Origin of the sequence: Lacrimispora xylanisolvens (assembly GCF_002934545.1) — a bacterium.
GTDB classification, from domain to species: Bacteria; Bacillota; Clostridia; order Lachnospirales; family Lachnospiraceae; genus Lacrimispora; species Lacrimispora xylanisolvens.
On sequence record NZ_PTJA01000004.1, the window covers coordinates 69,067 to 82,862 of the forward strand.

At 40.0% G+C, this 13,796-nt stretch carries 12 protein-coding genes; 1 reads left to right on the forward strand and 11 read right to left on the reverse strand.

What is annotated here, in order from left to right; all coding sequences use genetic code 11:
* Position 1 precedes the first annotated feature (1 nt).
* The 9 genes from ileS to BXY41_RS08385 all read right to left on the reverse strand — a co-directional run bounded on the left by ileS (position 2) and on the right by BXY41_RS08385 (position 9,867).
* On the reverse strand, positions 2-3,115 hold the full coding sequence (ileS, locus tag BXY41_RS08345; RefSeq protein WP_104436372.1) for an isoleucine--tRNA ligase: 3,114 nt from the start codon (positions 3,113-3,115) through the stop codon (positions 2-4).
* A 376-nt stretch (positions 3,116-3,491) separates the two neighbouring features.
* On the reverse strand, positions 3,492-4,037 hold the full coding sequence (locus tag BXY41_RS08350; protein WP_170072287.1) for an accessory gene regulator ArgB-like protein: 546 nt from the start codon (positions 4,035-4,037) through the stop codon (positions 3,492-3,494).
* A gap of 13 nt (positions 4,038-4,050) precedes the next feature.
* On the reverse strand, positions 4,051-4,197 hold the full coding sequence (locus BXY41_RS08355) for a cyclic lactone autoinducer peptide (protein WP_104436374.1): 147 nt from the start codon (positions 4,195-4,197) through the stop codon (positions 4,051-4,053).
* An 86-nt stretch (positions 4,198-4,283) separates the two neighbouring features.
* A complete protein-coding gene (locus BXY41_RS08360; RefSeq protein ID WP_104436767.1) occupies positions 4,284-4,940 on the reverse strand; it encodes a 3-oxoacid CoA-transferase subunit B in 657 nt (218 codons plus the stop codon).
* A gap of 3 nt (positions 4,941-4,943) precedes the next feature.
* Positions 4,944-5,600 (reverse strand): CoA transferase subunit A, encoded by a 657-nt coding sequence (locus BXY41_RS08365; RefSeq protein ID WP_104436375.1) that lies wholly within the window; start codon positions 5,598-5,600, stop codon positions 4,944-4,946.
* Between the two features lie 17 nt (positions 5,601-5,617).
* On the reverse strand, positions 5,618-6,361 hold the full coding sequence (locus tag BXY41_RS08370) for an acetoacetate decarboxylase (RefSeq protein WP_104436376.1): 744 nt from the start codon (positions 6,359-6,361) through the stop codon (positions 5,618-5,620).
* 29 nt (positions 6,362-6,390) lie between these two features.
* Positions 6,391-7,575 (reverse strand): acetyl-CoA C-acetyltransferase, encoded by a 1,185-nt coding sequence (locus tag BXY41_RS08375; protein WP_104436377.1) that lies wholly within the window; start codon positions 7,573-7,575, stop codon positions 6,391-6,393.
* 232 nt (positions 7,576-7,807) lie between these two features.
* Entirely contained in the window at positions 7,808-9,115 is a 1,308-nt protein-coding gene (locus BXY41_RS08380; RefSeq protein WP_104436378.1) for a sensor histidine kinase, read from the reverse strand.
* Positions 9,116-9,123: 8 nt separating this feature from the next.
* Positions 9,124-9,867 (reverse strand): LytR/AlgR family response regulator transcription factor, encoded by a 744-nt coding sequence (locus BXY41_RS08385; RefSeq protein WP_104436379.1) that lies wholly within the window; start codon positions 9,865-9,867, stop codon positions 9,124-9,126.
* 879 nt (positions 9,868-10,746) lie between these two features.
* Here BXY41_RS08385 and BXY41_RS08390 point away from each other — a divergent pair.
* Positions 10,747-12,210, forward strand: a complete 1,464-nt coding sequence (locus tag BXY41_RS08390) for a nicotinate phosphoribosyltransferase (RefSeq protein ID WP_104436380.1) — start codon at positions 10,747-10,749, stop codon at positions 12,208-12,210.
* A gap of 232 nt (positions 12,211-12,442) precedes the next feature.
* Here the strand turns inward: BXY41_RS08390 and BXY41_RS08395 are convergent, their stop codons facing one another.
* Together BXY41_RS08395 and BXY41_RS08400 are read right to left on the reverse strand one after the other, a co-directional pair.
* A complete protein-coding gene (locus tag BXY41_RS08395; RefSeq protein WP_104436381.1) occupies positions 12,443-12,625 on the reverse strand; it encodes a DUF6472 family protein in 183 nt (60 codons plus the stop codon).
* Positions 12,626-12,637: 12 nt separating this feature from the next.
* On the reverse strand, positions 12,638-13,696 hold the full coding sequence (locus tag BXY41_RS08400) for an acyltransferase (protein WP_104436382.1): 1,059 nt from the start codon (positions 13,694-13,696) through the stop codon (positions 12,638-12,640).
* Positions 13,697-13,796: the final 100 nt, after the last annotated feature.

Consider the following 13,796-nt stretch of genomic DNA (forward strand, 5'->3'; position numbering starts at 1 on the left):
TTTACTGGATCTTCTCCACGCCTAAGGTTACATTCTCGCCGTTAATATTCCATTCCTTTACATAACCGGCAGCTTCATTTAATATGATATCGTCTGCAAGGACCTCGTTCTTAACGTCGTTTTCATGAGCCTTTAAAATACTCTCGATTTTTTCATTGTCTTTGCTGTATACCCGGATGTGGTCTACCACCTCAAAACCGGCTTCTTTCCGCATCGTCTGGATCTTGCTGATCAGCTCGCGTACAAATCCTTCTGCTAAAAGCTCCGGAGTTAAATTGGTATCCAGAACAACGGTAATGCCGTTGTCTCCCTCTGATACATATCCTTCCGTCTGAGCAGTATCAATGAGTAAATCTTCTTTTGTAAGCACTACCTCGGTTCCATCAAAATCAAAGGTAAGAGCACCTTTTTCATTGAGGGTATCCATCGCCTCATTGCCGTTTATCTCTGTAAGCGCATTTTTAATGCTGCCTAACTGCTTGCCGTACTTTGGACCAACGGTTTTTAACTGTGGTTTAAAGCTGTAAGAAGTGAAGTCTCTTACATCATCTTTAAATACAACTGTTTTTACATTCAGCTCTTCTTCGATAATCTCCTGATAGAAGACAGGAAGTGTATGAGGAGCCTTTACAAACATCTGACCGATTGGCTGGCGATTTTTGATATTTGCAGTATTTCTGGCTGCACGGCCCAGGACTACAATTTTTAAAACCTCATCCATATTATCTTCCAGCTGTTTGTCGATGAAGGTTTCATTGGCTGCCGGATAATCGCATAAGTGAATGCTTTCCGGAGCGGAACTGTCCACACTGCAAACCAGATTCTGATAAATCTGTTCTGTCATAAATGGAATAAGAGGAGCAGCAATCTTGCTCACATCAACCAGGGCGGTATAAAGGGTCATATAGGCATTGATCTTATCCTGCTCCATACCCTTTGCCCAGAAACGCTCTCTGCTTCTGCGAACATACCAGTTACTCATATCATCCACAAATTCCTGCAGTGCTCTTGCTGATTCCGGAATCTGATAATTAGCAAGGTAAGAATCTACCTGTTTGATTAAAGTATTTAACTTGGATAACAGCCATTTATCCATTACCGGAAGCTTCTCATAATCCAGTTTATATTTGGTAGGGTCAAATTCATCAATATTCCCGTAGAGCACAAAGAATGCATAAGTGTTCCACAAAGTTCCCATGAATTTACGCTGTCCTTCCATAACTGCTTTTCCATGGAACCGGTTTGGAAGCCATGGTGCACTGTTTACATAGAAATACCAGCGGATTGCATCGGCTCCATAGGTCTCCAGCGCTTCAAACGGATCTACCGCATTGCCCTTGGATTTACTCATCTTCTGACCGTTTTCATCCTGAACATGGCCAAGTACGATTACATTCTTATATGGTGCCTGATTGAAAATCAGGGTTGAGATGGCAAGAAGGGAATAAAACCATCCTCTTGTCTGATCCACCGCTTCTGAAATAAAGTCTGCAGGGAACTGTTTCTCAAATAAATCCTTATTCTCAAATGGATAGTGATGCTGTGCAAATGGCATGGAGCCGGAATCGAACCAGCAGTCAATAACCTCTGGCACACGCTTCATCTGTTTGCCGCACTGAGGACAGGTAATGGTAACCCCGTCGATGTAAGGACGGTGAAGCTCGATCTCATCCGGGCAGTTGTCAGACATGCTCTTTAATTCCTCGATGCTGCCGATGGAATGCTGATGTCCGCACTCACACTCCCATACATTTAAAGGAGTTCCCCAATAACGGTTTCTGCTGACACCCCAGTCCTGAACATTCTCCAGCCAGTCACCGAAACGGCCTTTTCCAATGCTCTCAGGGATCCAGTTAATGGTATTGTTGTTGCGGATTAAATCGTCTTTTACTGCTGTCATCTTAATAAACCAGGACTCTCTTGCATAGTAGATGAGAGGAGTGTCACATCTCCAGCAGTGTGGGTAGCTGTGCTCAAATACCGGAGCAGAAAACAGAAGACCTCTCTCTTCCAGGTCTGTTAAAATAAGCGGATCTGCTTTCTTACAAAATGTGCCAGCCCATTTGGTTTCTTCTGTCATCTCTCCTGCACCATTTACCAGCTGCACGAAAGGAAGATCGTATTTTCTTCCAACCTTGGAATCGTCCTCACCGAAGGCGGGTGCAATATGAACCACACCGGTACCATCTGTTAACGTAACGTAATTGTCGCAGGTTACGTAAAACGCCTTTTTGCTTGGTTTTACAAAATCAAAGAGAGGCTCATATTCCTTAAATTCCAGATCTTTTCCTGTAAATTTCTCTAATACCTGAAACTCTTCTCCCAATACCTTTTCACAGAGTGCCTCTGCCATATAATAGGTATAGTCTCCGCTTTGTACCTTCACATAGGTCTCAGACGGATTCACACAAAGTCCCACGTTGGAAGGCAGGGTCCACGGAGTTGTGGTCCATGCAAGGATAAATGCATCTTCGTTTTTCACCTTAAATCTTACAATTGCAGAGCGCTCTTTTACATCTTTATAGCCCTGGGCAACCTCATGGCTGGATAAAGGAGTTCCGCAGCGGGGGCAATAGGGAACAATTTTAAAGCCTTTATATAAAAGCCCTTTTTCCCAGATCTGCTTTAAAGCCCACCATTCGGATTCAATAAAATTATTATCATAGGTAACGTAGGGATCGTCCATATCTGCCCAGAAACCCACAGTCTTTGAAAAATCTTCCCACATTCCTTTGTACTGCCATACACTTTCCTTGCAGTATTTGATAAATGGTTCCAGACCGTATTCCTCAATCTGTTCCTTGCCGTCAAGTCCCAGCTTCTTCTCAACCTCAAGCTCTACCGGCAGTCCGTGAGTATCCCAGCCTGCTTTACGGGGAACATCATATCCTTTCATGGTCCGGTATCTGGGGATCATATCCTTAATAACCCTGGTTAAAACGTGACCGATATGGGGTTTTCCATTGGCAGTAGGCGGTCCGTCATAGAAGGTATAAGTTTCTGCGTCCTTCCGGTTATCCATACTCTTCTGAAACACGTCATGTTCTTCCCAAAACTTTTCAATTTCCTTTTCTCTCTCCACAAAGTTTAAATCTGTAGGGACTTTTCTGTACATCTTTATAACCTCCATTAAAATTTTTAATCAAAAAAACCTCCATCCTGCAATCAGGACGAAGGCTGCATTCATTCTTCGCTATACCACCTAATACCGCATACTGACATATGCTATTCTTTAACGCAGAAACTACGTCCTGACCTACTAAATGTATTCAGCCGGCAACTCCGGAGTGATGTTCGAATCCATAATACTCTCACCAGGTTTCCACCCTCCCCGGCTCTCTGTAGATTTCACACGGTTCTACTGTCTCCATCAAAGTCTTTCTATGTCTACTAATTATAGGGATCGAAAAAAGAAATGTCAAGGTTATTTTTGTATTCAGCTGCTGCAGCTTAACAAAAAGGAGGGTATCCCCTCCCTTTTGCATTCTGCATTATGAAAGTACCAGTAAAAATGCCGCTGCAGCAATACCCCATATGAAAAGATTTCCTGCATAGCAGAAATGAAACGCAGTCAGTACCAGACAGCCTGCATTGGCCACCATCAGAATCAATCTTGCTTTTCTTCTGTAATGTACCACTTCTTTCTCATCCAGTCTTTTATTCTCATTATCTGCCGGACTCATAAAAAATATAACCGCATCAGACAAGACCAGTGCGCCCCACAAAAGAACCTGGTGGATTTGAGCGTTTGAGAGGAAAAGAATTATGGCTATATAGCAACAGGAAAATATGTAACACCCCATTTTAGTCTTCGCATGATAACCGCCTGCATTTCTCCTAAGCGGTATAAGGACACAGCCAATAACAATTAATTGCGGCACCATCTGAAAGCAGGCAGCAATGCATAAATAGGAAATACAATGGATCAGTTTTAAAACCAGACACTCTATTCCAAACTGATACAGATCTGCCTCTTTTTCGTTGATAATTTCATTGGATACCAGTTTTTCTACAAATGTTTCTTCCCATCTTATCATCTGGATTTTCATCCTAGAATTTTCTTAATTTTTTTGCGTTATCCGGTAATTTAGGCTGATAGCCGATAAAAAAGCAGGAACTGTTTACCTCTGTTTTTGCTGAATTTAAAATGGCTTTTGATGCAATTTTTAATGTTACTTTCTTTAATTCGGATTTCATAGGAATGCCTTCTTTCTACTTTTAATTTTTATTACTATATGACTTATGATCCTGTATTATACGGTTTACTGAACCGTTACAGGATTTTATACATGAATCACCTTTAAATCCGGTGATACGTTAAGGTGAGCCTCTGTTGCATTCTGGACATCTTCCACGGTCAGGCCCGGGGCAATTTCCTTTAACACAAGCCCCTTGTCCGGAACCACATCAATGACAGCCATATCAGTGACAATGGTCTTCACCACATTTACTGCCGTCAGTGGAAGCTTGCATTTTTTCAGTATTTTCGGAGCCCCCTCTTTGCTTACATGCTCCATGGCTAAAATCACCTTTTTCGCTCCAACCACCAGGTCCATAGCGCCTCCCATTCCAGGTACTTTTTTGCCTGGAATCATCCAATTCGCCACGTTACCTTTTTCATCAACCTCCAGTGCCCCTAAGACTGTAACATCTACGTGGCCTCCGCGGATAATGCAAAATGAAAACGAACTGTCAAAATAGCTGGCGCCCTTTACAGTTGTTACGTAGTTTCCTCCTGCATCGATACAGTCCAGAGTTTTATCCTCCTGATCTGCATTGGGTCCCACACCCAATATTCCGTTTTCAGCCTGCAGCATAATATGTATATTGTCTGGTATGTAGTTTGCCACCATTGTAGGCATACCTACTCCAAGATTAACAACATCTCCGTCTTTTAGTTCCTTTGCAATTCTTCTTACAATTGCTTCTCTTTTATTCATCATTTACTGGCCCACCTTTACAATATTATCTATAAAAATTCCGGGAACAGTTACATCATTGGGATCAATTTCCCCCGCTTTTACGTATTCATCCACCTCTGCGACCACGTAATCCGCGGCGGTAGCCATAACCACATTAAAGTTGCGGGAAGAGCCGTTAATAATCAGATTTCCAGTCTCATCTGCCTTTTGGGCTTTTATAAATGCCACATTTGCCTTAAGCGGCATTTCAAGCAGATAATTTTTCTCTCCGATCTCTATTTTCCTCTTACCTTCTTCTACAACTGTACCCAGCCCAACTGGTGTCAAAACCCCTCCCAGTCCTGCGCCGCCTGCACGTATTTTTTCAGCAAGGGTACCCTGGGGAAACAGCTGGACTTTAGCCTCTCCAGTCATAAGAAGTCTTCCGGTTTCCGGATTGGAACCAATGTAGGAGGCAAAGATCCGCTTCACTCTTCCGCTTTTTATCAGTTGATAGATGGAAAGCTCCGTGGTTCCGGTATCATTGGATATAATGGCCAGGTCACTGGCTGTACTGGTATTTAGAAGTGCATTTACCAGCTTTTCAGGATGACCTCCTGCCAGAAATCCTCCGATCATAATAGCATCTCCATCTTTGACTTTTTTCACTGCTTCTCCGGCTGATATTAATTTGTTCATATAGAATGGCCTCCTTTTTATTCACTTAGGTAATCATGGATCACTCGTCCATAAGGTAAGGTTAAATCTGAGATGATATGCGTTCCTCCCACGCAGACTTTTACAGGCAGATCTGCCACAGGCGCATTTACATGGGGAACTAAATGAAGTCTTGCAGGCCCGGACCATGCCTCCTTTACCTGAATATCTTCCAGATTGTAAGCCACCAGCTGGGCAATCTTTGGACTTCCGTCTGCATCCGGAATCAGCTTTAAATTGACTTGCATTTTCCCCAGGTTCTTGGCAACTGCTTTTTTATCAAGAGTATGATATTTAAAGGGCATGGTTCCCATTGACACAAGAATATTATTGTAAATCAGAGTACCGGTTAATGTCTCGGTATCTTCAACTCTAAGGTGAGGCCGTCCCCACTTCTTTGGAAATCCCCAGATTTCACGTCCGGCAAGAATGGCAGGACCGTTATTTAAATACATTTGTGCTGTAAAATTACAGGCTTCTCCATGGAATGTACATGGAATTACAATCCCGCTTTCCTCATAGGTTCCAAGACCTGAGGAATCGGGCATCTTGATCCATTCATACAAAACAAGATTGCTTCCATCCGGTTCCAGTGGTTCGGGAACCGCCTCTTTAATCAGATCCGGATCTGATTCATAGCTGACTGTAAAATATTCCCTGTTTATAAAACGGCACGGAGGACGTCCATAACTGGCGCTTGCTGCAGGCATGGACTGCAGAGAGAGAATCGTTTCTGATTTCATAAACATGTTCCTTTCTATGTAAAAGTTGTTTATAAGTTAGCATTTTCAACCAGCATGGCAATTCCCATACCTCCGCCGATGCATAATGATGCCACACCGTAACGGGCGGATCTTCGCACCATTTCATGCACCAGAGTAACCAGTATCCGGGCACCGCTTGCTCCAAGAGGGTGTCCGATTGCAACAGCCCCGCCGTTAACATTCACCTTTGACTTGTCAACTCCAAGTTCCTTTGTTACTGCCACTGACTGTGCTGCAAATGCCTCATTTAACTCCAGTAAATCGATATCATGAATGGTTAATCCCTGCTTTTTCAAAAGTGTGGAAACTGCCTTTACCGGTCCGATGCCCATATATGCAGGATCAACGCCTACCAGCGAATAGCCTTTGATATAAGCCATTGGTTTTAAGTCGTACTCTCTGCATTTATCTTCGGATGCCACAAGCATGGCTGCTGCACCATCACTGATTGGGGAAGCATTTCCGGCTGTGACTGTTCCGTCCTGTTTAAATACAGTTCTTAACCCCGAAAGCTTTTCCATTGTGGTATCTGCTTTGATGTGTTCATCTTCTGAGAAGCAGATTTCTTCTTTCTTCTTTTTAACGGTTATTGGAACAATCTGGTTATCAAAGATCTTAGCATTTTTTGCTATAGCTGCCTTCATATGGCTGCTGTAGGAAAACTCATCCTGCTCTTTCCTGGTTACCTTATATTTTTCTGCTATATTTTCCGCTGTAATTCCCATATGATAATGATTTATAGCACAGGTAAGAGCATCAGCAACCAGACTGTCTACCAGTTCTCCATTACCCATTCGATAACCGTTTCTTGCTTTTTTCAAAAGATAAGGTGCATTTGTCATACTTTCCATTCCACCAGCTAATACAATGCTGTTTTGTTCCGCCAGTATTGAATCGTAAGCCAGTGCAACTGTATGCAGCCCGGAACCGCAGACCGTATTTACGGTGGATGCAGGAACCTCAACCGGGATACCTGCATTTACTGCTGCCTGTCTGGCAGGGCTTTGACCAATTCCCGCCTGAAGCACATTTCCAAGATATACTGCATCAATATGTGAACTCTCTAATTTACTTTGTTCCAGGCAGGACCGAATGACCGCAGTTCCCAGTTCGGATGCATTTAAGGTTGAAAGAGTACCGTTAAAGGAACCAACAGCAGTTCTTACGGGGCTTATTAAAGCTATTTTTTTCATATTATTTGCTCCTTTCTATTCTCATTTCTTGTTTACAGCCACATTCTCCTACTTCTTATTGTGGTTTTCAACAAAAGTCGTACAACTTACAGTTTTTATGTATAATCTACAACTTTTTGAATGTTTCAATCATGAAACATGTGGTGTAAATAAAGATCAGAAAGCAAAAAGAAAGCACTCCGAACTTTTTTATACCAGTCCGTGTGCTTTTTTTTTCAGCAAATGATATATCTTAATTAAATATTATTTTACAGGAAAATATTCTGTTTTCTTCTTCCAGAACCATACTTCCATTATACTTTTTAATTATATTTTCCACATTCAGAAGACCAATTCCATGATTTTTTCCTTTCTTTGAAACTGGTTTGCCATGATGCCATCTTTCTATGGGAGCTGTGCTGTTGGTAATATTTATAACCGTAAAATCATTATATTTATCAAGCTTAACTTTAATAAATCTGTCCTGTGGCACCTGGTCACATGCATCAATGGCATTGTCCAGCAGATTTCCAAATATTGTTGTTACTTCTATTGGCTCCATAAAGGAAAGATCAACAATGCCTATTTCCAGATTGAACTTTATTTTATGAAAGATGGCAATTCGCTTCTTATCATTCAATATCACGTTTAAAATAGGATTATTGGTATAATCCTCCAAAGACAGCGGAATCAGTAATCTTCCTATTTCTTTGGCATACGTAAGTGCTGCTTTATGGTCATTTGCCTGATACATTTCCTCAATCAGATTCAGACGCTTATATACATCATGAAGTATTATAATGGACTCATTATACTTTTCTTTCTGATCTTCATAAAATTCATACTGCAGCAAAGACTGCTGCTCCAACAATTTTAATTTTACTTTTAGCTGGTTGTTCTCTTCTACAAATCTTGCCAGATATAAAAAATACAGATCTGCAAATAAGATGCACCCCATATTAATAAGTATCAGTATATATTCTGTTATATTTGTAATTTTCGGGATTGCCACGATGATTACAGCTATATTGGTCATACTGAACAATATAATTATTACTTGTATCAGGCATTGGGTGATTGTATACTTTACAGCAAAATCTTCCCGCCAGAGTCTGGTAATAATCAGATAATATACATTGAGGACAACTAACTTGGAAAATGTCAGTTCCATACTTTTGATCATAACAGGCTGAATGCCATGAATCTGAAATTTCAGAAGTATGTATTCCAGCATTACTACCCCAACCGTTTCGCAGACAGATAATATTAAAATCAAAACCGGTACTTCAAAGATCCGGTATCTTAATTTTTTATTGTCATTGCGGTAAAAAATAATATTTATAAAACTAAATAACACAACCCAGATTACTATATTAAGGACTGGCTTCCCCAATTCATTTATTACTACAACGATTAAAAATGCAGCTGTTTTTAATAATATGTTTAAAAACCGGTTATTTATTTTCCGTTCATTTCTTTCTTCTATAAATTGAAATAAAATAATGATATTTATCATACATGAAATGAAGGTTCCAAACGTAAGAATCATATAATTTTCCATTTTACCTCCTATACATTACTCTGTATGAAATTATTTAGTTTTTTCCTGAAATCCGCAGATTTTTTCTGGGAAACAGGAAGTTTATCATTATTATTTAACAGAACCTCGTAACCTTTAATATTTTTTATATGTCTTAGATTTACCAGAATGCTTTGATGGCAGGCTTCAAAATTGTACTTTTGCATCCGTTCCGTTAATTTTTTCATTTTATCTATAAAAAAATATTCTTCATTTTCCAGTTTTATTTTTATTTTTCTATTTATATACTCAAAGTAAAAAATATCTTTGACTTCAAAACTTTTTATTCTGCTTTCTAATTCACCAGCCTCTGTGACCTCTATAATTTCAAAATTTACTATCTCTAATTTACCAGGTTCTTCCTGAATGTATTGTATAATTTCCTGAAGCTGACGTTCCACATTGTTCTTGGTAACGGGTTTTTCCAAAAAGGCAAACGCATGGACATAATTGACAGCCTGTCTGCAAAATTGTTTATAACTGGTGGTATAGATGACTTTAACATTCCGGTTCATTTCCCATATTGTTTTACCAATCTGAATCCCATTCATTCCGGTTAAGGCAATATCAAGAAATATCAGATCAAACTTTCCATGAAAATCAAGCAGCTCTTCCCCTGATCTAAAAGTTATAATCTGAAATGGAATTGATACGGATTTCATATAACCTTTCACATATTTTGCTGTTCTGACTGAATCATTTTTATTATCATCACAAATGGCAATAAGAAGCATTAATACCCTCCTCTTCTGATATTTTATATTGTAGTAATAAAACGCTTACATTCTATATCCTTTTTATGTACATTTCAACCCAACCGCCAAAATTGTACATTTTGAGTGCTAATATTTACATATTTGCCTCTAAATTGTGATGACGTTTATGAAACAAAAACAGAGCGGGTACCGAATTCTTTCCTCAATTCGATACCCGCTCTACACGTTTTCATCCATCTGTTAATTCATGCCTCTCTTTAGATTTTTGATAATGCTTTTCTGGATGATTCTCTATATGAACTTGTTTTCGCTTCCCTTACTGATCCCTTATGCAATCTCAATTATTCTGCTTCTTATTTTCATTCTTCTATCTTGTCAGGGAACCATTGGGTTTGGGTCGCTGGATATAACCAGCGAAATTACTTAATATAGTTCTGACCAATCATAGGCACGTCAATGAATTGCCGGACCCTTCTGCCATCTTCCATGTCAGCTGAACTGCTGGAATCCACTGGCTTTTATAAAGTGGGGAAACGTCTTATCTTTTGCCTGAGCTCTTTGTCAGTCAACAGGCGTAACAACTGTTTTTGGTGGAATCGACCTCCTTCGGCTCTGTCTTATGAATTATTTTAGAAAAAAGGGTGTAACTGTTAATCTTTTGTAGATGATATTATTATAATGCATTGCGTTTTATTTTGCAAGTTATTTTATAAAATTTTAATCATTTATTTTTCTATTTGCAAATTGTATATATTAATTCTGGTAATTTATTCTATTTGGACACTTTAATTGTTTATTTAAAGTTCGGTGAGATTGTTATATTTTTATCAATGTAATTGTTTTTTTGTAAACATATGGTATAATGTGCGAAAAGGATTTGTAAAAAGGAGAAAAACTATGAGCCAGCGCAATTTAACTTTATTAACAGATCTCTATGAGTTAACCATGATGCAGGGTTACTTCAAAGAGAAAGATGCCAACGAGACCGTAATATTCGATGCCTTTTACCGCAGCAACCCAGGCGGAAACGGGTACGCGATCTGCGCTGGTCTGGAACAGGCGATTGAATATATCAAAGAACTGGAATTTAACAGTGAGGATGTGGACTATTTAAGATCCACCGGACTGTTTGAGGAAGACTTTTTAGAATACCTGCTTCATTTTAGATTTTCCGGAGATATTTACGCCATACCGGAAGGAACCGTTATATTTCCCAGAGAACCTCTGGTAAAAGTAATCGCTCCCATTATGGAAGCCCAGCTGGTAGAGACGGCGCTGCTCACCATTATTAATCATCAAAGCCTGATTGCCACAAAGACTGCCCGTGTGGTATTTGCAGCGGAAGGTGACGGAGTAATGGAATTTGGTCTTCGCCGTGCCCAGGGACCTGATGCTGGTATCTACGGTGCCCGCGCTGCCATGATTGGCGGCTGTGTGGGCACCTCCAATGTTCTGGCTGGTAAGATGTTTAACGTCCCGGTTAAGGGGACTCATGCACACAGCTGGATCATGAGCTTTCCTGACGAGCTTTCTGCATTTCGCAGTTATGCAAAACTTTATCCAAAAGCATGCATTCTGCTGGTAGACACATATGATACACTGAAATCAGGTGTCCCCAATGCGATCAAAGTATTCAGGGAGATGAAAGAGGCGAATATTCCTCTGACCAGTTATGGAATCCGGTTAGACAGCGGAGACCTTGCCTATCTTTCCAAAAAAGCCAAGAAAATGCTAACAGAAGCAGGATTTCCTGATGCCATTATTTCTGCCTCCAATGACCTTGATGAGACTCTGATCAACAGCTTAAAGATCCAGGGCGCAACCATAAACTCCTGGGGTGTGGGTACTAATTTAATCACCTCCAAGGATTGTCCTTCATTTGGAGGAGTGTATAAACTGGCAGCTGTTCTGGACCGGAGGACCGGAGAATTTAATCCCAAGATTAAGCTTTCAGAAAATGCAGAAAAGATCACCAATCCTGGCAATAAAGAGATCAAACGAATTTACAGCAGGGAAACCGGCAAGATTATCGCTGATTTAATATGTCTGGAAGGCGAAGTATATGATGAAAACCATTCACTCCTTCTCTTTGACCCAATTGAGACATGGAAAAAGACACACCTCGCCCCTAATACTTATACCATGAGGGATTTACTGATTCCTGTATTCCAGAAAGGCAAATGCGTCTATGAATCTCCTGCTGTAATGGATATCCAGGCTTATTGTAAAAAAGAGCTTGATACCCTCTGGGATGAGTCAAGGCGTCTTGTGAATCCTCATGAGGTTCACGTCGACCTGTCTAAGCCGCTTTGGAACATGAAAAATCAGCTGCTGGACAACTATCATTTTCAGGAATCCTGATTGTATTAAGGCACAAAAAACGGCAGTCCATTAAAAGGCTGCCGTTTTCCAGTTATTGTTCACATTCTGGTCATAATATTGTTACATGCCGGACAAACTCTCTTCATATTTTACTCATATACTTAAATCATCAGAAAAAGATGTTGCCAACATACTTTGAGATAAGAATTTTTTTCATAATTGCCGGTATTCCTCGTAGGGGATACCGGCTCCTCCCTTTTTAGGGGCTTTTTTACATCTGCTTCTTTACGATGGAATAATCATCACCATATTTAAAGTGAGGGCAGCTTTGATGGGATTCACTTAAAAAACGCATCATCTCATCCTCATCTAAATTAATCCCACACTCATAATATTCATAGTCTTCGTTGTATTGATAATACATACAATATTCACAACTGCTTTTCTTTGCCATTAATATTCTCCTTTATCTGTCATTTTCCCGTTTCCATATCAGTTTAGGAATCCTTTTTAACAGTTTCATTACTGTTTCATCCAATAACCAGGCTATTACCAGAGAAATAAAAAATGTCAGTACCGTCAGGCAGATAATTTTAGGAACATAAAAATGTCTGATCCATGTTTTTTCTATGATTGCAGCAGAGACCTGTCCCAGCACCAGATAATGGATTAAATACATACCATAGCTGTGTCTGCTGATCAATCCGCATGCGTTTGTAAACCCAGGAAATGATACCGTTCCATATTGTTCAAAAAACAAAAAGACAGCGGATGCCATGGCTATCATAGTGGGTGCCAGATCATGAATACCGGGTGTAAATCCAGGTGTAAAAAACTTCTGAATCATGGTCAGCGCAAATCCTGTAAGTCCTGCTGCCAGGAAAGGAAAATACCTGGTGTTTTGATATAAACGTTTTAATGAATAGCCAAGCACAAAGTAAATCAGCCAGCCTTTAAATATCATATATTGAAAAAACTCTCCTGGTAAAACCCCAAGCGGCTGCAGATAAACAAACAGAGTCTGTATAATAAGAATCATGACCAAAAAAATTCTCAGCTCATGATCTGTCATAGCCTTTAGCATTCGTGATAAAAAGGGCGCGCACAAATACAACCCCAGAATCACATACATAAACCACATGTGCGGAGCCATGGGCGTGGTTTCTGTCAGCCACCCAAAAAGCCATGCTTTGATATGCGGGAAAAACCCAGGCTTCTCCTGTCCCAGATATACATTGTAATAGAAGTAATAGATTCCGGTATAGAAACCAAATGGGATCACAATGGTACGAAACCGGTTTTTATAAAATCTCAGAATGTTCTCTGTACCATCATCAAGAATAAACAAACCACTGAGCATAAAATAGATTCCTACAAAAGACAAAAGCACAGGCATAAGCACTGCACTAAAAAGCTGCTGCGTATCATTGGCTGCCTGGGCAGGAATGGAATGCACCATAATAATTGCAATAACTGCAATTACCCGCAGATAATCATACTGAATTTCCCGATTTTTCCGTTCCATACGTCATCTTAAGCCTCCTTTTTCTATTGCAAAGTATAACATAAAAAATCTGTTTTTGACAATTTTTTTATTTTTTCGAAAAAACAGTAGACAAACCGGA

What these genes read in the sequence shown, in the direction of transcription:
- ileS (WP_104436372.1), bottom strand. Translation starts at nt 3,115, where the DNA reads ATGTACAGAAAAGTCCCTACAGATTTAAACTTTGTGGAGAGAGAAAAG.
- BXY41_RS08350 (WP_170072287.1), bottom strand. Translation starts at nt 4,037, where the DNA reads ATGATAAGATGGGAAGAAACATTTGTAGAAAAACTGGTATCCAATGAA.
- BXY41_RS08355 (WP_104436374.1), bottom strand. Translation starts at nt 4,197, where the DNA reads ATGAAATCCGAATTAAAGAAAGTAACATTAAAAATTGCATCAAAAGCC.
- BXY41_RS08360 (WP_104436767.1), bottom strand. Translation starts at nt 4,940, where the DNA reads ATGAATAAAAGAGAAGCAATTGTAAGAAGAATTGCAAAGGAACTAAAA.
- BXY41_RS08365 (WP_104436375.1), bottom strand. Translation starts at nt 5,600, where the DNA reads ATGAACAAATTAATATCAGCCGGAGAAGCAGTGAAAAAAGTCAAAGAT.
- BXY41_RS08370 (WP_104436376.1), bottom strand. Translation starts at nt 6,361, where the DNA reads ATGAAATCAGAAACGATTCTCTCTCTGCAGTCCATGCCTGCAGCAAGC.
- BXY41_RS08375 (WP_104436377.1), bottom strand. Translation starts at nt 7,575, where the DNA reads ATGAAAAAAATAGCTTTAATAAGCCCCGTAAGAACTGCTGTTGGTTCC.
- BXY41_RS08380 (WP_104436378.1), bottom strand. Translation starts at nt 9,115, where the DNA reads ATGGAAAATTATATGATTCTTACGTTTGGAACCTTCATTTCATGTATG.
- BXY41_RS08385 (WP_104436379.1), bottom strand. Translation starts at nt 9,867, where the DNA reads ATGCTTCTTATTGCCATTTGTGATGATAATAAAAATGATTCAGTCAGA.
- BXY41_RS08390 (WP_104436380.1), top strand. Translation starts at nt 10,747, where the DNA reads ATGAGCCAGCGCAATTTAACTTTATTAACAGATCTCTATGAGTTAACC.
- BXY41_RS08395 (WP_104436381.1), bottom strand. Translation starts at nt 12,625, where the DNA reads ATGGCAAAGAAAAGCAGTTGTGAATATTGTATGTATTATCAATACAAC.
- BXY41_RS08400 (WP_104436382.1), bottom strand. Translation starts at nt 13,696, where the DNA reads ATGGAACGGAAAAATCGGGAAATTCAGTATGATTATCTGCGGGTAATT.